18 protein-coding genes are annotated in these 19,402 nt (G+C 39.6%); 17 read left to right on the forward strand and 1 reads right to left on the reverse strand.

Going from position 1 to position 19,402, the window contains the following annotated elements:
* The 15 genes from BM156_RS13085 to BM156_RS13155 form a co-directional block, all read left to right on the forward strand.
* On the forward strand, positions 1-295 hold a 295-nt coding region (locus BM156_RS13085; RefSeq protein ID WP_170846958.1), incomplete at its 5' end, for an integrase core domain-containing protein.
* Between the two features lie 341 nt (positions 296-636).
* On the forward strand, positions 637-996 hold the full coding sequence (locus BM156_RS13090) for a four helix bundle protein (protein WP_093920342.1): 360 nt from the start codon (positions 637-639) through the stop codon (positions 994-996).
* Between the two features lie 52 nt (positions 997-1,048).
* Positions 1,049-2,323 carry a non-hydrolyzing UDP-N-acetylglucosamine 2-epimerase gene (gene wecB, locus BM156_RS13095; protein WP_093920343.1) on the forward strand — a complete coding sequence of 425 codons (1,275 nt, stop codon included), beginning with the start codon at positions 1,049-1,051 and terminating at the stop codon, positions 2,321-2,323.
* 91 nt (positions 2,324-2,414) lie between these two features.
* On the forward strand, positions 2,415-3,467 hold the full coding sequence (gene rfbB / locus BM156_RS13100; RefSeq protein WP_093920344.1) for a dTDP-glucose 4,6-dehydratase: 1,053 nt from the start codon (positions 2,415-2,417) through the stop codon (positions 3,465-3,467).
* Between the two features lie 32 nt (positions 3,468-3,499).
* Positions 3,500-4,372, forward strand: a complete 873-nt coding sequence (gene rfbA, locus BM156_RS13105) for a glucose-1-phosphate thymidylyltransferase RfbA (protein ID WP_093920345.1) — start codon at positions 3,500-3,502, stop codon at positions 4,370-4,372.
* Positions 4,373-5,824 (forward strand): MOP flippase family protein, encoded by a 1,452-nt coding sequence (locus tag BM156_RS13110; RefSeq protein ID WP_093920346.1) that lies wholly within the window; start codon positions 4,373-4,375, stop codon positions 5,822-5,824.
* Entirely contained in the window at positions 5,821-6,936 is a 1,116-nt protein-coding gene (locus BM156_RS13115) for a DegT/DnrJ/EryC1/StrS family aminotransferase (protein ID WP_093920347.1), read from the forward strand. Before BM156_RS13110 ends, BM156_RS13115 begins: the two co-directional genes overlap by 4 nt.
* A gap of 9 nt (positions 6,937-6,945) precedes the next feature.
* Complete coding sequence (locus tag BM156_RS13120; protein ID WP_093920348.1) at positions 6,946-7,407, forward strand: MaoC family dehydratase; 462 nt, start codon at positions 6,946-6,948, stop codon at positions 7,405-7,407.
* A complete protein-coding gene (locus tag BM156_RS13125; RefSeq protein ID WP_212733515.1) occupies positions 7,404-8,297 on the forward strand; it encodes an HpcH/HpaI aldolase/citrate lyase family protein in 894 nt (297 codons plus the stop codon). Before BM156_RS13120 ends, BM156_RS13125 begins: the two co-directional genes overlap by 4 nt.
* Positions 8,294-8,947, forward strand: a complete 654-nt coding sequence (locus BM156_RS13130) for a NeuD/PglB/VioB family sugar acetyltransferase (protein WP_093920349.1) — start codon at positions 8,294-8,296, stop codon at positions 8,945-8,947. The genes BM156_RS13125 and BM156_RS13130 overlap by 4 nt, the downstream gene beginning before the upstream one ends.
* A 6-nt stretch (positions 8,948-8,953) precedes the next feature.
* Positions 8,954-9,862, forward strand: a complete 909-nt coding sequence (locus BM156_RS13135; RefSeq protein ID WP_093920350.1) for a glycosyltransferase family 2 protein — start codon at positions 8,954-8,956, stop codon at positions 9,860-9,862.
* A gap of 74 nt (positions 9,863-9,936) precedes the next feature.
* On the forward strand, positions 9,937-11,271 hold the full coding sequence (locus BM156_RS13140) for a hypothetical protein (RefSeq protein ID WP_139218280.1): 1,335 nt from the start codon (positions 9,937-9,939) through the stop codon (positions 11,269-11,271).
* Positions 11,272-11,332: 61 nt separating this feature from the next.
* Positions 11,333-12,109 carry a glycosyltransferase family 2 protein gene (locus BM156_RS13145; protein ID WP_093920352.1) on the forward strand — a complete coding sequence of 259 codons (777 nt, stop codon included), beginning with the start codon at positions 11,333-11,335 and terminating at the stop codon, positions 12,107-12,109.
* Positions 12,090-13,184, forward strand: a complete 1,095-nt coding sequence (locus BM156_RS13150) for a glycosyltransferase family 4 protein (protein WP_093920353.1) — start codon at positions 12,090-12,092, stop codon at positions 13,182-13,184. Before BM156_RS13145 ends, BM156_RS13150 begins: the two co-directional genes overlap by 20 nt.
* Positions 13,185-13,190: 6 nt before the next feature.
* The gene (locus BM156_RS13155) at positions 13,191-13,934 is read left to right on the forward strand and encodes a glycosyltransferase family 2 protein (protein ID WP_093920354.1); all 744 of its coding nucleotides are present in this window, start codon (positions 13,191-13,193) and stop codon (positions 13,932-13,934) included.
* 1,372 nt (positions 13,935-15,306) lie between these two features.
* Here the strand turns inward: BM156_RS13155 and BM156_RS13165 are convergent.
* Positions 15,307-15,993, reverse strand: a complete 687-nt coding sequence (locus BM156_RS13165; protein WP_093920356.1) for a hypothetical protein — start codon at positions 15,991-15,993, stop codon at positions 15,307-15,309.
* Positions 15,994-16,319: 326 nt separating this feature from the next.
* On the opposite strand from BM156_RS13165, the gene gmd reads away from it, so the two are divergent.
* Together gmd and BM156_RS13175 are read left to right on the forward strand one after the other, a co-directional pair.
* A complete protein-coding gene (gmd, locus tag BM156_RS13170) occupies positions 16,320-17,480 on the forward strand; it encodes a GDP-mannose 4,6-dehydratase (RefSeq protein WP_093920357.1) in 1,161 nt (386 codons plus the stop codon).
* An 801-nt stretch (positions 17,481-18,281) separates the two neighbouring features.
* Positions 18,282-19,385 (forward strand): GDP-L-fucose synthase family protein, encoded by a 1,104-nt coding sequence (locus BM156_RS13175; RefSeq protein ID WP_093920358.1) that lies wholly within the window; start codon positions 18,282-18,284, stop codon positions 19,383-19,385.
* The last annotated feature ends 17 nt before the right edge of the window (positions 19,386-19,402 follow it).

Here is a 19,402-nt window from a genome sequence, read left to right on the forward strand (position 1 = left end):
GATACAATACGCCTGTACCGAGTTTAAAGAGCTGCTGGCGTCAAATCCATTTGTAACACAAAGCATGAGCAGAAAAGGAGATTGTTGGGACAATGCCGTTGCTGAAAGCTTTTTCAAGACCTTAAAAACAGAATGGATCTACAGAAACAAGTATGCCACAAAAAAGCAAGCGAGAGTTTCTGTTTTTGAATATATAGAAACTTGGTACAATACCCAGAGAACCCATTCTGCTTTAAATTATTTGTCGCCAGTGGAATTTGCTGAATTAATAAATAAACAAAAATTGGCAGCGTAGCTTAACTCAATGTCCACTTTTTTGTTGCAAGTTCAGCTTGGGGAGAGTTTCCAAACTAAAAAAACAATTCGAGTCAGTGCAAGCTCAAGTCCGGATCAACAAACAAAACAGAACCACCTCGTCACCGATAAATCGGCGCCACTCCTCCTCGAAAAGGAGGAGAACCAACTGAGCTATTCTCAGTGATGGGTGGAAACAGTGATGGGCGGTGATTGAACAGTGGTGAGTAAGCAATAATATAAGTGATTAAGTGAGGAATAAATAGTGGTCTGTGACCAGTGATGGGTAATTAGTGATAAGTGGTTAAGTGATTAGGTGAAAAAGTGATTAAGTAATCAGTCATGGTACAATCGTTTAAAGACTTAGCAGTTTGGGAAAAATCAATGGAATTATGCGAAAGAATTTATTCGCTTTCGGATCATTTCCCAGCATCAGAAAAATATGGACTAACCAGTCAAATTAGGAGAGCTGCGATTTCAATCCCTTCAAATATTGCAGAAGGTTCCTACAGACAGACCACCAAAGAATTTATCCAGTTTCTTTACATTTCAAATGGGTCAATCTCAGAAGTTGAAACCCAACTAGAGCTGGCAAAGCGATTTAATTATATCAACAATAGTGATATTCCAATCGATCTGATTAAACAAATTAGAAAAATGATTACGAATTTAATTAAAGCTCTAAAAGCCAAAACCACCTAATCATTCAATCACATAACCACATAAACACTTAACCCCCAATTTTAAAAACGACATGACACAAAATACAACAACAAAAAAACGCATTCTCTTGGTCTTCGGAACAAGACCCGAGGCAATTAAAATGGCGCCATTAGTCAAAGAATTTGAGAAGCATCCCGAGCAGTTTGAAACCTTGGTGTGCGTTACGGGGCAACACCGCGAAATGCTTGACCAAGTGTTGCAATTATTTGAGATCAAGCCACAATACGACTTGAACATTATGAAAGCCGGACAGGATCTCTATGATGTAACCTCCCGGGTATTGTTGGGTATGCGCGATGTATTAAAAGAAGCCCAGCCAGACTTGGTTCTGGTTCATGGTGATACCGCCACTTCAACGACAGCTGCCTTGGCTGCTTTCTACCAACAAATACCGGTAGGCCATATTGAGGCTGGCTTGCGGACGCATAATATTTACAGCCCTTGGCCAGAGGAGATGAACCGACAACTTACCGGTCGTTTGGCGAGTTACCACTTCTCCCCTACACCACTCAGCAAACAAAACCTGTTGAATGAAGGCGTAAAAGAAGAAAACATCCATATAACCGGAAACACCGTGATTGATGCCCTTTTCTGGGTTGTTGACAAGATGAAAAAAGATGAAACGCTGGAGAAAGCCATTACTGAAAAGCTGGTAAGCTTTGGCTTACCCTCCGATAAGCTCCAAGCGTGGAATACCCACTCTTCCTCTCAATCACATAACCACCTAACCACCAACAAGCGCAAGCTTGTCCTCATCACCGGCCACCGTCGTGAAAATTTCGGACAAGGTTTTATCAATATGTGCGAGGCCATCAAAGAATTGGCAGAACAACATCCTGATGTTGACTTTGTGTACCCCATGCACCTCAACCCCAATGTCCGCAAGGCCATCACGAATGTATTTGGTCAGTCCACTCAACCACCTAAGCACTTAGGCACTGCGAACGACAGTGAGCTCTCACTGCGAGCCACCGCGAGCAACACCTATTTCATCGAGCCCCTCGATTACCTTCCCTTTGTTCACCTGATGTCCAAAGCCTACCTGGTACTCACCGACTCCGGCGGCATCCAGGAAGAAGCACCAGGCTTAGGTAAACCCGTACTGGTGATGCGGGATACCACGGAACGCCCCGAAGCTATTCAAGCTGGAACCGTTAAACTGGTAGGAACCGATAAAGCCATCATCATTAGCGAAGTTTCTGAATTAATCAATAAGGATAACCAATACGAAGCTATGAGTAAAGCGAATAATCCATATGGGGATGGAAAGGCCTGCGAACGAGTTGTCGAAGCTTTGAAAAAATAACAACAAAGACTTCCCTTTAATTGCACCATTATAAAATGGCATGAAACCATATTATATGGTTCACTCAATAAGCTAAATCAAGATCATTTCTATGAAAACAATACTCATTACCGGAGGAGCCGGTTTTATTGGCTCCCATGTTGTTCGGCTTTTTGTAAACAAGTATCCCAACTACCACATTGTCAACCTCGACAAATTGACCTATGCCGGGAACTTGGCCAATCTGAAAGATGTGGAGGGAAAACCCAATTACGAGTTTGTCAAAGCAGATATTGTCGATGGAGAAGCGATCCAAAAGCTGTTTTTGGAGAAACAATTTGATGGGGTTATTCACTTGGCAGCCGAATCACATGTTGACCGGTCAATTTCAAACCCTACCGAATTTGTTTTCACCAACCTTATTGGAACAGTCAACCTGCTGAATGCGGCACGGGCAACCTGGAAAAATCAAGCTGCTGATAAGCTGTTTTACCATATTTCAACCGATGAGGTTTATGGTTCATTAGGAAATGAAGGCCTGTTTACCGAGCAAACAGCTTACGATCCACACAGTCCTTACTCGGCATCCAAAGCAAGCTCCGACCATTTTGTCAGGGCCTATCATGATACGTTTGGTTTGCCAACGCTGGTTTCCAACTGTTCCAACAATTATGGATCATTCCAATTTCCCGAGAAGCTAATTCCGTTGTTTATTAACAACATTCGGAACAACCGCCCGCTTCCGGTTTACGGAAAGGGCGAGAACATCCGGGATTGGCTGTGGGTGGAAGACCACGCCCGTGCAATTGATGTTATTTTTCATCAAGGGAAAACCGGTGAAACCTATAACATTGGCGGACACAATGAATGGAAAAACATCGATTTGATTCGCCTGATGTGTGCAATCATGGATCGGAAACTGGGACGTGAAAACGGCACCTCGGAACAGCTGATTAGCTATGTAAAAGACCGTGCGGGCCATGACTTACGCTATGCCATCGACTCAACCAAGCTACAAAAAGAGTTGGGCTGGGTCCCTAGTCTGCAATTTGAAGAAGGACTGGAAAAAACTATTGATTGGTACCTCGAGAATGAAGAGTGGCTGAAAAACGTAACCAGCGGTGATTACCAAAACTATTACGAGGAGCAATATCAAAAACGATAGTCCCCAAGTATTAAAATTTTAGCATTGAAATCATGAAAGGAATAATTCTTGCCGGGGGCTCCGGTACGCGTTTACACCCAATAACACAAGTTGTGTCCAAGCAACTTCTCCCCGTATATGATAAACCGATGATTTACTATCCACTATCTGTTTTAATGTTAGCTGGAATAAGGGAGATTTTAATCATCTCAACCCCATATGATCTTCCTAATTTCCAACAACTATTTGGAAACGGAAATCAACTCGGTCTTAAATTGAGTTATGCAGAACAACCATCACCTGATGGATTAGCACAAGCTTTTGTAATCGGAGAAGAGTTCATCGGAAACGACGATGTTTGCCTTATTTTAGGAGACAACATTTTCTACGGTGCCGGGCTCCAGAATTTATTAACCAAGTCAGTAAAGCTGACAGCCGAAGAACACAAAGCCGTGGTGTTTGGCTATTACGTCGAAGATCCAGAAAGGTATGGAGTTGCCGAATTCGATCAGCAAAATAACGTGTTGAGTATCGAGGAAAAGCCGGCAAGTCCCAAATCAAATTATGCCGTTGTGGGTCTGTATTTCTACCCCAACAGCGTGGTGAAGGTGGCAAAAAATGTAAAACCCTCGGCACGTGGCGAACTCGAGATTACATCCGTAAACCAGCATTACTTGCAACAACAGACACTAAAACTGCAGATTTTAAGCAGAGGGTATGCCTGGCTCGATACCGGTACGCATGAGGCCTTAACCGAAGCTACCGAATTTGTGAAAGCCGTTGAAAAAAGGACAAGCCTCAAAATTGCTTGTTTGGAAGAAATTTCACTAAAAATGAATCTCATTTCGAAGGAAGAATTACATGCCCGTATTTCAACGATGAAAGGTGATTATTTTGAGTATCTGAAAAGACTAATTAACGGTTAAATGAGCCTGAAGCAAAAAACTATAAACGGACTTTTTTGGAGCTTTATCGACAGTTTTGCCAACCAAGGTGTACAATTTATTGTAGGGATTATTTTAGCGCGTATTCTTTCACCACGCGAATTCGGGTTAATTGGGATGTTAACCATATTTATTGCCATCTCGCAGTCTTTTGTCGATAGTGGTTTTAGTAATGCCCTGATACGAAAAAAGAATTGCACCCAGGAAGATTATTCAACCGTATTTTATTTTAACCTGCTGGTTGGCCTTGTTTTTTACCTCTTGCTTTTTGTTTCGGCAGGTAGCATCAGTAACTTTTTTAACGAACCACAATTAAGCCCGCTGCTAAAGGTACTCGGGATAGGTGTGGTGTTAAATGCCATCGGTATCATTCAACGCACCATTCTTACCAAGGAAATAAACTTTAAACTGCAAACCCGTGTATCACTTGTTGCTTCTATCAGTTCGGGTACCATTGCTGTAACAATGGCCTTACTAAATTATGGTGTATGGAGCCTTGTGGCACTAACCTTAAGCCGTTTTAGCCTGAACACCTTGTTTTTATGGCTTTGGTCGAAATGGAAACCTTTACGCACATTTAATAAAGAATCGTTTAACGAACTTTTTGCGTTTGGAAGCAAACTTTTAATCAGCGGATTAATCGATACCATCTATCAGAATATTTACTACTTAATCATTGGTAAATATTTCTCAGCTCAGGAACTCGGATTTTATACCCGCGCCGATCAATTTAAAGCGTTTCCGTCTCAAAATCTGAATAGCATTATTGGGAGAGTTAGTTACCCTGTTTTGTCAAGCATACAAGACGATAAAGAAAAGCTCAAACAAGCCTACCGAAAAATAATTCGAACAACCATGTTTGTTACCTTTTGCCTGATGCTGGGAATGGCTGCTGTAGCCAAGCCAATGATATTAACACTTATTGGCGAAAAGTGGTTACCCTCGGAAATTTATTTGCAAATGCTCTGTTTTGTAGGTATGTTTTATCCCTTACATGCCCTCAACCTAAACATGCTACAGGTACAAGGGAGAAGCGATCTTTTTTTGCGCCTTGAAATAATAAAGAAAACACTGGCCATACCGACAATTGTCATCGGTATTTTTTTCGGAATAAAACTGATGATTGCCGGCATGATGGTAAATACTCTGATTGCCTATTATTTAAACAGCTTTTGGTCTGGAAAAATGATTGGCTATTCGTTTCGCCAGCAGGTAAAAGATATATTTCCATCACTCCTGCTTGCCCTGATAATGGCGGCCACCGTTTTTATTCTCGGAAACTTTCTGGTGCTTGCCCCAATAACGAAACTAATTGTTCAGGTGCTTTTCGGAATCGTATTTATTTTTGCCGTTGGTGAAATAAGCCGCTTTAACGACTATATCTATTTGAAATCTTTAGTTTTTGAAAAAATATCAACCTTCAGAAGAAAATGAAAAAGTTAGAGAATCCTATTTACGTAACCCAACCTTCGCTGCCCGAATTGGAAGAGTTCATTCCCTATCTCCAGCAAATTTGGGACAATAAAATCCTGACCAACAACGGACCTTTCCACCAGCAACTGGAAAAAGAACTGGCCAATTTTTTGGGTGTACCCTATATTTCACTGTTTGCCAACGGAACACTGGCATTAGTTACGGCCTTACAGGTATTGCGAATTACCGGTGAGGTAATCACCACCCCCTATAGTTTTGTGGCTACAACCCATAGTTTGTGGTGGAATAACATTAAACCCGTTTTTGTAGATATTGAGCCTGAATTTGGAAATATCAACCCTGAGAAAATAGAAGCAGCTATTACCCCAAAAACAACAGCTATTCTTCCTGTTCATGTTTATGGTAATCCCTGCAACGTTGAACGTATTCAGGAAATCGCAGACATATATGGACTCAAGGTTATTTATGATGCAGCTCACTGTTTCGGGGTAAACTATAAAGGAAAAGGGATTTGCAACTTTGGTGATCTTTCCATTCTCAGTTTTCACGCCACCAAAGTATTTAATACCATGGAGGGGGGAGCAATCATCTGTCATGATAAGGCAACAAAAAAACGAATTGACTACTTAAAGAACTTTGGTTTTGCAGGAGAAACAACCATTATGGCTCCCGGAATCAATTCAAAAATGAACGAAATGCAGGCCGCTTTGGGCCTAGTACAATTAAAGCATTACCAAGAAAATATTGCTAAACGAAAAGCAATTGTAGATATATACAGAAAAGAACTTACCACAATAAACGGGATCACTATTCTACCAATACCTGAAAACACCGATTTAAACCATGCCTATTTCCCAATTTTTGTGGATGAGAAAAACTATGGGATAACTCGTGATCAACTTTATGAAAGACTCAAGCAAAACAACATCTTTGGACGACGTTATTTCTACCCATTGATTAGTGAGTTCCCAATGTATAAGGGACTAGACTCTGCCGTCCCAAGCAACTTAAAGACCGCTAAGCAATTAGCTGAAAGAGTAATTTGTTTACCAATTTACCCTGATTTAGACATCGAATTGGCAAAATATATTTGTAAAAACATAAAGAATTAGATATATATCATGCAACCATCTGTATTAGGTCACTATTATGAAGAATTTGAAGTTGGAGAAACAATCAATCACTCGCTTTCAAAAACAATTTTCGAAAGCGACAATAATTTGTTTTCTCTTCTAACAATGAATCATCATCCGGTTCACACGAACTTGGACTACGCTAAAAACAATCACCATGGAAAAGTTTTGGTAGTTGGGACACTAGTCTTTTCTCTAGTCGTTGGAATCTCTGTTCCTGATATCAGTGGAAAAGCAATTGCGAACCTCGGCTATGAAAGCGTTGAACATTTAGCTCCCGTATTTATTGAAGATACTCTTTATGCAAAAACTGTAGTTCTCTCTAAAAAAGATTCTCAATCAAAATCCGATAGAGGAATTGTTTACGTAGAAACAATTGCATACAATCAAAATAATGTCGAGGTTCTAAAATTTAGAAGGAAAGTACTATTAAAAAAGCAAAACTTATGAAAGAGGAATCTAAATACTTAATGCGTAGTCTGATGTTTGTCCCTGCTCATAATGAGCGCCTAATGAATAGTGCATCTAGGAGTAATGCTGATGTATTATTACTTGACATCGAGGACTCTGTACAACCAGTAAAGAATAAAGAAATTGCCCGAAGTAATGTCATCAAATATGTAACTCAAGGAAGTTTTAACAAACATCTCGTTTTCCCACGAATTAACGATAGGGAAAGTGGTCAACTATTAAAAGATTTAACAAAACTTACAATACCTGGAGTCACCGGATTCATGTATCCTAAATCATATACAGGACAAGACATCTATTTTATAGATAAACTCCTTGACACCATCGAATATGAGAAAGGCCTACCAGTGGGTACCTTTAAGTTAATCCCCCTCATTGAAACAACAGCCGCTGTATTAAATGCTCAAGCTATTTGCCAAGCATCAAAAAGAGTTGTGGCTATTGCCTTTGGATGCGAAGATTTTGTTACTGACCTACAGGGAGTTCACGACTCTTCTGGCCAAAGTATTTTCTCTGCCAGAGCAATGATAGCAATGGCCGCGAGAGCGAATAAAGTTATTCCTGTTGATACAGTACACATCAAAGTCCACGACCTTGAAGACCTTGAGAAAAACCTAATTGTTGCAAAAAATTTAGGGTATGAAGGAATGCTTGTGTTAAACCCCAAAGAATTGCCTCTCGCCCATCAATACTTTTCACCGACAGAAAAAGAGGTACAAGATGCTAAAGAAATGCTCCAGCTAGCTGAAGAAGCCCAAAAAGAGGGAAAAGGTGTAGCCGTTGTCAATAATAAATTTATTGGACCTCCCATGGTCATAGCAGCTCAAAAAACATTGGATAAACATAACAACATATCAAATAAAAAATGAAAAAACTAGTTATACTTGGAGGTAGAGGAATTGGAATGATCGCAGCTTCAGTTGCAAATGATCTTGGGACATATGATGTTATTGGATTTCTTAACGATTTTGTTCCGATTGGTGAGAAAGTTGGAAAATATAATGGATACAAAGTCATTGGAAAATCAAATGATGCGAAAAAGTATTTAGACGACGAGAACGTATTTTTTTTTATCGGCTATGTTGGAATGCAAAATGAGAAAGAAATCTTTGAAAAGATTACTTCTCTTGAAATTCCAAGCAACAGATTCGCAACATTAATTCATCCAACAGCAATTATTCCAAAAGGATTTTGTTCTATTGGAAATGGTGTATTAATGGCTCCCTTAACTCAACTATCTCCAGATACTACCGTTGAAGATAATTGCATTTTACTTCCAAACTCTTTCCTAGGACACGATAGTACAATGAAAAGATTTTCCCATATCACAGCGAATAGTGTAATTGGCGGCAATGTTACGTTGGGAAAAGGAGCTCATGTTGGAACAAATGCTACGATTCGAGAAAATGTTGTTATTGGAGATTTTGCTCTTGTTGGATCTGGCTCAGTTGTGTTAAACGATGTTCCTGAGAATTCTATTGTCGTTGGAAACCCAGCAAAAATCTTAAGGAGAAAATAAACACTCATGAAACCAGTCGTAAGTATTTGTTGTATTACCTACAATCACCAAAAGTATATTCGAAAGGCACTTGAAGGTTTTTTACTACAAAAAACCAACTTCCCAATTGAGGTTATTATTCACGATGACGCTTCAAATGATGGAACTGATGAAATAATTAAAGAGTATTCTGAAAGATATCCCGAACTATTCATTACAATCCTGCAAACTGAAAACCAATGGTCACAAGGAATACGGCCTTCTCCAACATATGTATGGCCCCGTGCCCGCGGCAAATACATTGCCCTTTGCGAAGGCGATGACTATTGGACGGATCCCAATAAGTTGCAAAGGCAGGTGGATTTCTTGGAGGAGAATCCAGAATTTTCCTTTTGTTGTCACCGTTATAAAATAGACCCGATAGTGAAGGATAGTACAAAGGAAGTCTATCCGCTAAGCTTTAATCCTGTAAATAAACAATTTAAAGGTGTTATTATTAATAAAGACACTTACCATGAAAATTGGATAATGCAAACATTAACAACAGTAATAAGAACAGATGCTTTGCAGGTGGCTATAAAGCATCATTCTAAATACAAATATTTTAGAGATACTCATCTTTTTTATTTTCTTCTAAAACAAGGAAATGGGATATGCCTCGATTTTATTGGCGGTGTCTATAACCAGAACGGAGGAGGCATTTATAGTGGTATTGATCTATTACAAAGACAAAAAATAGATTTACTAATTTTTGAAGAACTTTACTTTAATACCCATGATATTCGCTTTTTAAATAATTATTCATATTTAACATATCAATTAATAATTAAGGGAAATTTTTCTTTTGTAGCAAAATCCCTGATATTTAATTTCTCGCTACGAGATACACTAAATATATTTAAAGCGAGGATGTTGAAAATTAAGCATACATTTTAATCCAAATTTCTTCATTTTAAATGATTTTTAAATCCTTTCATATTGTACTGATACAGATAGTAATAATTATTATTGTGCTGTTTCCTGTTGAGCATTTATCTACAATAAAATGGATTACATCTTATTTATTCCTATTTGCCATATTAAAAAGCAGTAATAAGGTATCTCCCATTACTTGGTTGATGGGAATTTGGAATATAATTTTTATAAATGCCTATTCGGGTATTATTATTTACCATTCATCGTTTAACCATAGCGCTTTATTCTACTTACTCTGTACATTATTTATATTTGCATTAGGTTATTTTTTACCAAACAAAACCAATACAACAGCTATTTTAGCTTCAAATTTCAAATCAAATCTTACAAAAAATGAGAGTAAATTAATTACCATTTTATCTTATTTTAGTATAATTGGGGGTATTTTTATTTTTATTGATATCGTTGTTTTATCGGGTGGTAGTATCTCGAATTTCTCTGCTCTCAGGCTACTAATGAGCGATCGCGACGTTAGTATTTATGGACAGTTGGCTGCAATTTTTTTAGCAGGAAGCTTTCCGGCTCTTATAACACTAATTCTTTTTGAATATAAAAAACAAACATTTTTGCTTATCTCTGTAATGGCTTTAGCCATTGGATCAATTGTAACTGCAGGACGGCAAAATATTTTTCAGATTTTTTTAATATGCATACTTGCAGTTCTTATTAAATATCGGTATAACCTAAAGTTTAAAATAAATTGGGCGACTCGATTTTTATCATTTATCGTTGTAGGATTAGTAATTACTTACCTTATCATATTATCTCTAACCAGAGACATATCATCAATGGATAAAAACAAAATGATAGGCTATGCTAATACTAATAATCTTACCTATAGTGAAGACTTTAAAAAACTTTCAAATGCTATTCCAATAGAAGCCAGCAATTTTATTGCAGACTTTACATTTTATTTTTCAGAAGAAATTATTGTTTACTCAGATGCTTTTAAGCACAACCGTTATCCAATCGTTAATATTGATTTTCTTCAATTTTTCCCATTTTTTGAAAGGCAATTGCATAAGTTAGGACTGAGAGAAAATACTTTAGAATACAGAATGAAGAACTTATGGAAGAAAAACTACCAATCATCAGTTTTTAATTCAGCTTGGGGAACGTCAGTATTATTTTTACTCAAATGTTTTGGATACATTGGAGGACTGATTGTTGTTTTTCTTCATGGACTTTTTTCACAGTATATATTTAGAAGTTTCACCATTTGCCCTTGTTTTTCAACTACTTTGGCTCTTGTTGCAAATAATCTGATTCTCTTTTATACCGCAATAACCCCCATCACGCAAGAAATATCTTTTATGTTTTTCATGTTTTTATCATTTTTTATTCTTTTTAGAAAAAAAATACGCACGTAAAAGAAATATTATTTCGACCATCAATACTATTCTCATTAAAAAGTCATTTTAAAATAACTCTATGAATACTAATGTTTTAATATCTATAATTACTGTTGTAAGAAATGGAGAAGATCATTTGGAGGAAACAATTAAAAGTGTTTTATCTCAAACTTGGAAATCATTCCAATATATCATAATTGATGGAAAATCTACGGATAGAACAATTCACATTATAAAAAAATATGAAAATCAAATTGATTTTTGGACGAGTGAAGAAGATACCGGAATATATGATGCAATGAATAAAGCCATAAAACAGGCCACAGGTGATTGGGTAATATTTTTAAACGCGGGTGATTTATTTGCAAGTACGGATGTTATTTCAGATATTTTCACTACTCCAATACCTTCACATATTCAGGTCATTTATGGTCAAACTGTTTTAAAGTATACTACTACTGATACGACTATTCAACGTAACGATAATATTCAAAAAATATACAAAAGAAAAGGAATAGTAATTATAAATCATCAATCAACAATTATAAAAAGAGAAGCTTTTGAAAAAATTGGATATTATGACCTTAATTTGAAATTTACAGCTGACAACTATTGGTTAAATTGTGCTATTAAATATTTTGGAATAAAAGCACTTCAATATGTTAATATACCTATAGCTATTTATGATAAGACAGGTATATCATCTAATCCAAAATATCATCTGAAAATAATTAAAGAATTTATTAAAATTTGCAAAAAAACAAATGGTTCAGTTCTTAAACAAATCCAAATTGCTGTAATAGGTTATACAAAAACAATTTTTTATTTTTTAAAAAATGCAAATTTATTTCGATAATATTATCTTCTCATTACAGAGAATTGGAGGCATATCAGTAGTCTATTATGAACTCATTAAAAGAGCCCTTGAAGACAATGATCTGGATATTTACTTTTTAGAAGAAGCCAATAAAAATATATTCAGACAGTTACTAAACATTTCTCCCAACAGAATATTAGAGAATCCTTTAGCCAAAATACCCGTAAAGTTTCAACGTTACCTTAATCCTAATATTAGAGCGTCGAAAGGGATTTTTCATTCGAGCTATTACCGAACAGCAAATTCACCCAATCTGTTAAATGTTACCACCGTTCACGATTTCACTTATGAATACTATCGGAAAGGAATTGCCAAAACTATTCATTCGTGGCAAAAAGGGAACGCAATAAAAAATGCCAGTAAGATTATTTGCGTATCAAGAAACACGAAAAGCGATTTACTAAAATTCTACCCTGATACTCCAGCCGAAAAAATTGAAGTAATATACAACGGGGTTGATGAGAGTTATAAAATGCTTTCTGCTTGCAGTATAAATCAATTAGAAAGACTTGTACCATTTAACCCAAAGAAATATACAGTTTTTGTAGGTGATCGTAAGAGTAATCATAAAAATTTCAGGATCGCTGTAGAATCCTGTGAAAAAACCGACACTCCCTTAGTGTTAATTGGAGGTGGGACAATTACAGAAAAAGAAAAAGAACTATTTGAACAATTAAAATTTAAGCAATACAAGCATTTAAGTGGAATCTCAAATGAACAACTGAATATTATCTACAATAATGCACTATGTCTGCTATATCCATCATCTTATGAAGGATTTGGGATTCCGGTACTAGAAGCACAAAAAGCCGGATGTCCAGTCATTTCTGCTAATAATTCATCAATTTCAGAAATAGCAAAAGACAGCGCAATTCTGATTCAAGATATAAGCTCTGATAATTTTGCAGATAAAATTGACCTATTAAAGGAGAACTCAACGTTCGTAGAGCAATTAATTAAAGACGGTTTAATAAACTCAAATAGATTTTCCTGGGATCTTTGTTACCAACAAACTAAAGATCTATATCTGACATTATTTAAAGAAAACCTTTGACAACCAATGAACTTCTCCATTATAACCGCCACTTACAATAGTTATCCGGCCATTAAAGATTGTATCGGAAGTATTGCTCAACAGACATTAAAGCCAGAGCATTTAATTATTGATGGCCAAAGCAAAGACGAGACACTAACAACGATTAAAAACAGTCCATCGGTTAGCCAATACATTTCGGAACCCGACAAGGGGATTTATGATGCCCTAAACAAGGGACTTCAGCTTGCCCAGGGAGAGGTCATTGGCTTATTGCATTCCGATGATTTACTGGCTGAGGCCACAACGCTGGAAAAGATCAAGCAAGCATTTGAGGAAACTGGCGCAGATGTGGTGTACGGTGACTTGGTCTATGTGGACAAGGAAGATACCAACAAGGTCATCCGCTACTGGAAAAGCCAGGCCTTTCAGCCAGCCTTACTCAAACGGGGATGGATGCCTGCCCACCCTACCGTATTTGCCAAACGGGAAGTCTATGCCAGACATGGTCAGTTTGACCTTTCCTTTGACATTGCTGCCGACTACGATCTCATGCTCCGCATTTTTCAAGATAAAACCTTGAAATTTGCTTATTTGCCAGCGGTCATCACCCGTATGCGTGTTGGAGGAGCCAGTAATAAGAGTTTGAAAAACATCATTCACAAATCAAGCGAAGATTATCGTGCGATGAAAAAGAACAGCCTCCCTTTCCCGCTCTGGACTTTAGCCTGTAAGAACCTATCGAAGATCCCACAGTTTTTAAAACGCTAAGCGGGGATTGGAGAAGAGTGAACGGTGGTCAGTGGTTAGTGGTCAGTTTGCCACCAACCTATCAGTACCAGAACGACCTGAAACGTTTAAAACGCAAGAAAGCAGTGATTAGGTGGAAAAGTAAGCCGAAGCCAATGACCATTCTAATATTCCAACCTTCTGACCTTCTAATCTCCCAAACTTCACCGCTAGGTGAAAAAGGCGGGGGCCCGAAAAAAATGCGGGCCGGCAAGGGCGTGAAGTGACTTTTAGGTTGGAGTAGCCGTAATAAGGAAACTGTTAAGAAAGTCACGAGCGGGAAGAAGCATATTTTTTTCTTGACTTTTTTGCATCTTTTTGGGTCAAGCCAAAAATGATGGCCCCGGCAAGGAAAAGAAAATAACAACGGTGATAAGTAGTTGGTGGTCAGCGATCCGTAAACCGTATGCGCCATCCTTTCAGCGTCGGTACAACCTGACAGTGGTTAAAACGCGGGAAAAAGTGATTGAGTGATTAGGTGGGAAAGTAAGCTGGTTCCCCATAACCATTCTAATATTCTAATCTTCCAACCTTCTGATCTTCCAATGGCAGATCGCTTCACCTTGTTCGCGATGACGGAAAAAAGTGATCCGTGATGAATGGTCAGAGAACGGGGGTCAGTTTGCCGTAAACCTTTCAGCGTCTCCAAGACCTGGAAGGTCTAACACGCAAGAAGAAAGTGAATAGAGAACAGTGATAAGGTGATTAAGTGGAAAAGCTGAATCAGAAAACAGTGGTTAGGTGGAAAAGTAAGCTGGTCCCCCATAACCATTCTAACATTCAGACCTTCCAATCTTCCAACCTTCTGACCTTCAAACCTTCGCTGGCTTGAGGAGCGTTTCCTGACAGCATTCGAGGAAACAACAACCGAACTGCGGTTCGGAAACCGCAGCACCCGGTCACCCCTTGTAACCAAATCTTTTCCAAAGTTCTAAACTTTGGAAAAGCTACAAGTTAAAACTGTAATAGCAAAAATACAATTGACACAGTTTAATGAACACTACCGCCAGCGGGAGGCCTAAAAGTCCCCAAGGGACGCTTTAAAATGCCAACGGATGGGTCAATCGCCCCAACGGACGTGCTAAAATTGCCAAAGGATGGGTCACCCATTCCAACGGATGCGCTTAAATTGCCAAAGGACGAATAAAACAGGCCGACGGACGCGCATAAATTAGCCAACGGATGCCTTAAACTGCCGCCGGACGGCATTAAATATCGCACAGGATGCCTTAATTTGCTGCCGGACGACTTTAAACATCCCAACGGACAGCTTAAATTGCCAAAGGGTACTAAAAAACCCCGCAGGGAGGCTTAAACCGCCGCGGGGCCACTAAGATCAAGGATTCTGGATTACTTACTTGTAATAGCGCTTTCGCTTATCTTCGTCTTTCCAGAAGACATAACGGCCAAATTCGCGAATCGTGCTTGCTTTTTGCTCCAGTAAACGATATGCCTTATCACGCAATAGCTTGGCTGTGCTGCTATCATCTGCAGCACCATTGGCAGCAGCCAATAATTCGGACATCGTATGCGAAACAGTACGTGCTTCCTGCAACTGAGCCAAATCAAAATTAATGGCACTTAAGGGTTCGGGGTATTTTTCACCCAGCACGGCCAGTTCCAATAAATCCTGAACCATATCAGCCTGGCTGGCTCCTTCTCGTATACGCATCACCTTCTTCTGAAGGTCGTCATCATTCCGGTAAGCAAATGAAAAATGATGCAACAGTTCATCTCGAAATTTAAACGCTTGTGGAGCCTGTGCCCGCCATTGCGCTTCAGCTTCTTTACGTGCTCGAAAAACACTCATCCAGGTAGCCTGGCAATAACGCAAAGCACCGCTTAGAGGGGTCAGATCATCAATTAAGGTAACATCCAGACCGGCAGCAGCTAAAGTCTCCCGGTCTTCATTGGCTTCAACAGCCAGGGTTTCCGTGCCCGCCACAAAATCATCTACGGGCTGGTCCGGTAACTTAAGCTCCTCCGAAGGGAGGTCCTCAATTTGTTCTTTCCAAAGTTCAAAATCATCATGATAACTCATGCTAACATTAAATTTTGTGATATATTGCAAAAGCTCCGCCGGCCTCCTCTTCCTCTCCGGGCTGCAAAATCGGGAATGGTTGATGACCAGCCGGCGGTTTACTTTTAACAATCTTATGTTTCAATTTACGACATCTTTCGCTATATTCCCAAAAATTCTTTTAACAAAAAACATCATATAAAACACTTCTAAATAATTTCAACCGAACTATAAAAAGCTGTATGACAGAGCACACACAGATTACAAAAGATTCTAGTCTTTTTTGATTTGATCAATATAGCTCCTCTGGCAATCAACAAGAAATTAAACCACTAAATAAACATTACATGACACAAAAAGTAGCATTAATCACAGGAATTACCGGACAAGACGGAGCCTACCTGAGCGAATTCTTACTCAAGAAAGGATATATCGTTCATGGAATCAAGCGTCGTTCGTCCCTTTTCAATACTGACAGGATTGATCACCTTTACCAAGATCCACATGTAGAAAATCGCAACCTGGTTCTTCATTACGGAGATATGACGGACAGCATGAACCTGACCCGAATCATTCAGGAAGTTCAACCCGATGAAATCTACAACCTGGCAGCCATGAGCCATGTCAAAGTAAGTTTCGACACCCCCGAATACACAGCCAATGCTGATGGTATTGGAACCTTACGTTTACTCGAAGCGGTTCGTCTTTTAGGCCTTTCCGAAAAAACCCGGATTTACCAGGCATCAACCAGCGAACTGTATGGCTTAGTGCAGGAAGTGCCCCAAAAAGAGACCACTCCTTTCTACCCCCGCTCGCCCTATGCTGTGGCCAAGATGTACGCCTACTGGATTACGGTGAACTATCGCGAGGCTTATGGCATGCACGCCAGCAACGGGATCTTGTTTAACCACGAATCGCCCATCCGGGGAGAAACCTTTGTTACCCGGAAGATTACCCGTGCTTTGGCTCGCATTGTCTTAGGACAGCAGGAGCAGCTATTTCTGGGGAACCTGTCTGCAAAACGTGACTGGGGACATGCCAAGGATTACATCAAAGCCATGTACTTAATTCTTCAGCAAGAGCAAGCGGATGACTATGTCATTGCCACAGGAATCACCACCACCATCCGCGATTTTGTCCGCAAAGCCGGAGCCGAAGTTGGCTTGGAAATTCAGTTTAAAGGAGAAGGAGTTGATGAACAGGCTTTCATTGCTGCCATTGATGAAAAAGTCTTTATCGACCAAGTTGGGGCCAGTTACCTGGATCACCTGCTAAGCCTTGCCCAAAAACAAGCTCCAATTGTGAAAGTTGATCCGGCCTATTTCCGCCCCACTGAAGTTGATTTGCTGATTGGTGATCCAACCAAATCCAAAACAAAACTTGGTTGGGAACCGGAATACGATCTCGATGGCTTGGTGAAAGACATGATGCAGTCCGACATTCAACTGATGCAAAAAGATGCCTGGCTGCGCGAAGGAGGCTACCGTACCCTAAACTATTTTGAATAATAACTCAAGCTTCGAATTAAGTGGATTAGGTTGGTGGTTGGTGGTGGGTGAACGGTGGTGAGTGAACAGTGGGCAGTAATGTGGTGATTGAGAGCTTAGGTGATTAGGTGGAAAAGTAAGATGAAAGCCCATAACCATTCTAATATTCCAACCTTCTGCCCCTCTAATCTTCCAAACTTCACCGCTAGGTGAAAACCGCGAGGGCCCGAAAAAAATGCGAGCCGGCGAGGGCGTGAAGTGACTTTTAGGTTGGAGTAGCCGTAATACGGAAACCGTTAAGAAAGCCACGAGCGGGAAGAAGCATATTTTTTTCTTGACTTTTTTGCATCTTTTTGGGTCAAGCCAAAAATGATGGCCTCCGGCAGGAGAAAAAAGATAGAAAAAGTGGTCGGTCGTCAGTGATCCGTAAAACGTCTGCCGCAAACCTTTCAGCGTCTCCAAGATCTGAAAGGCTTAAAGCGCAAGTAGAAAGTGAATAGAGAACAGTGATAAAGTGGTTAGGTGATTAGGTGAAAAAACTGAATCAGAAAACAGTGGTCCGTGAGTGAAGGGTGATCAGTGATTAGGTGGTTAGGCGGGAAAGTAAGATGGTTCACCATAACCATTCTAATATTCTGACATTCTAACATTCAGACCTTCTAATCTTCCAATCTTCCAACCTTCTGACCTTCTAATCTTCGCTGACTCGGGGAGAGTTTCCGAGCTTTTCCAAAGTTTCGAACTTTGGAAAAGTTAAAAGCTAACATCTTTTAAAATCCAATTCGCATTAATTCGATTAAATTCGCGTAAAAAACAGATACCATGCAAAAAGACTCCAAAATATACATCGCCGGACACCGGGGATTGGTTGGCTCTGCCATATGGAAAACCCTGGAAAAGAAGGGATACAGCAGGCTAATTGGCCGTAGCTCTTCCGAACTGGATTTAACCAACCAAGCGGCAGTAGCCGATTTCTTTGCAGCAGAAAAGCCTGACTATGTCATTCTCGCTGCAGCCAAAGTTGGAGGAATTGTCGCAAACAATACCTACCGGGGACAGTTCATTTATGAGAATCTTCAAATTCAAAACAACGTTATCCATCAATCCTATGTGCACGGCGTTAAAAAGCTCCTCTTTCTGGGTTCAACTTGCATATATCCCAAGCTTGCCCCCCAGCCCATGCCCGAAGATTGCTTATTGACCGCTCCCCTCGAATATACCAACGAGCCTTATGCCATTGCCAAAATAGCCGGGCTTAAGCTGTGCGAGTCATACAACCTACAGTATGGCACCAACTTTATCGCGGTTATGCCGACCAACCTTTATGGTCCAAATGATAACTTCAACCTGGAGACCTCACATGTCTTGCCTGCGATGATTCGCAAAATTCACTTGGCCAAAAGCCTGGATCAAGACGATTGGACAAACATCCGGGAAGATCTCAATCACCGTCCGGTAGAAGGCGTTGACGGACAAGCCTCGAAAACAGAAATTCTTGAGATCCTCAGAAAGTACGGCATCCAAGCAAAAGAATCATCGCCCACCAAACTCTTTCTATGGGGAACAGGTAATCCAATGCGCGAGTTTTTATGGTCAGAGGATATGGCCGAAGCCTGCGTTTTCTTAATGGAAAATCGCAACTTTGATGAGATCGTAACCAGCTACTCCAATTCGAAGGAAGTAAGAAATACGCATATCAATATTGGCACAGGAAAAGAAATCTCCATTCGCCAACTTGCCGAAACCATTCAACACGAGATTGGCTTTGAAGGGCAAATTGAATTTGACGCATCGAAACCCGATGGTACCATGCGCAAACTGACAGATCCAAGCAAGTTACATCAATTAGGCTGGAAGCATCAAGTAGAATTAGCTGAAGGAATTCGGATGCTCTATAAACATTACCTGTCAAACACCGTTGAATAAGCATTCAGGATGCTCAC

Origin of the sequence: Sunxiuqinia elliptica (genome assembly GCF_900113005.1) — a bacterium.
GTDB lineage: Bacteria > Bacteroidota > Bacteroidia > Bacteroidales > Prolixibacteraceae > Sunxiuqinia > Sunxiuqinia elliptica.

Bases quoted from the DNA above. Each gene is read 5' to 3' on its own strand.
- BM156_RS13120 (WP_093920348.1), top strand. From the start codon at position 6,946: ATGCAACCATCTGTATTAGGTCACTATTATGAAGAATTTGAAGTTGGA.
- BM156_RS13125 (WP_212733515.1), top strand. From the start codon at position 7,404: ATGAAAGAGGAATCTAAATACTTAATGCGTAGTCTGATGTTTGTCCCT.
- BM156_RS13135 (WP_093920350.1), top strand. From the start codon at position 8,954: ATGAAACCAGTCGTAAGTATTTGTTGTATTACCTACAATCACCAAAAG.
- BM156_RS13175 (WP_093920358.1), top strand. From the start codon at position 18,282: ATGCAAAAAGACTCCAAAATATACATCGCCGGACACCGGGGATTGGTT.
- BM156_RS13165 (WP_093920356.1), bottom strand. From the start codon at position 15,993: ATGAGTTATCATGATGATTTTGAACTTTGGAAAGAACAAATTGAGGAC.
- rfbB (WP_093920344.1), top strand. From the start codon at position 2,415: ATGAAAACAATACTCATTACCGGAGGAGCCGGTTTTATTGGCTCCCAT.
- wecB (WP_093920343.1), top strand. From the start codon at position 1,049: ATGACACAAAATACAACAACAAAAAAACGCATTCTCTTGGTCTTCGGA.
- rfbA (WP_093920345.1), top strand. From the start codon at position 3,500: ATGAAAGGAATAATTCTTGCCGGGGGCTCCGGTACGCGTTTACACCCA.
- BM156_RS13145 (WP_093920352.1), top strand. From the start codon at position 11,333: ATGAATACTAATGTTTTAATATCTATAATTACTGTTGTAAGAAATGGA.
- BM156_RS13150 (WP_093920353.1), top strand. From the start codon at position 12,090: ATGCAAATTTATTTCGATAATATTATCTTCTCATTACAGAGAATTGGA.
- BM156_RS13155 (WP_093920354.1), top strand. From the start codon at position 13,191: ATGAACTTCTCCATTATAACCGCCACTTACAATAGTTATCCGGCCATT.
- BM156_RS13090 (WP_093920342.1), top strand. From the start codon at position 637: ATGGTACAATCGTTTAAAGACTTAGCAGTTTGGGAAAAATCAATGGAA.
- BM156_RS13130 (WP_093920349.1), top strand. From the start codon at position 8,294: ATGAAAAAACTAGTTATACTTGGAGGTAGAGGAATTGGAATGATCGCA.
- gmd (WP_093920357.1), top strand. From the start codon at position 16,320: ATGACACAAAAAGTAGCATTAATCACAGGAATTACCGGACAAGACGGA.
- BM156_RS13110 (WP_093920346.1), top strand. From the start codon at position 4,373: ATGAGCCTGAAGCAAAAAACTATAAACGGACTTTTTTGGAGCTTTATC.
- BM156_RS13115 (WP_093920347.1), top strand. From the start codon at position 5,821: ATGAAAAAGTTAGAGAATCCTATTTACGTAACCCAACCTTCGCTGCCC.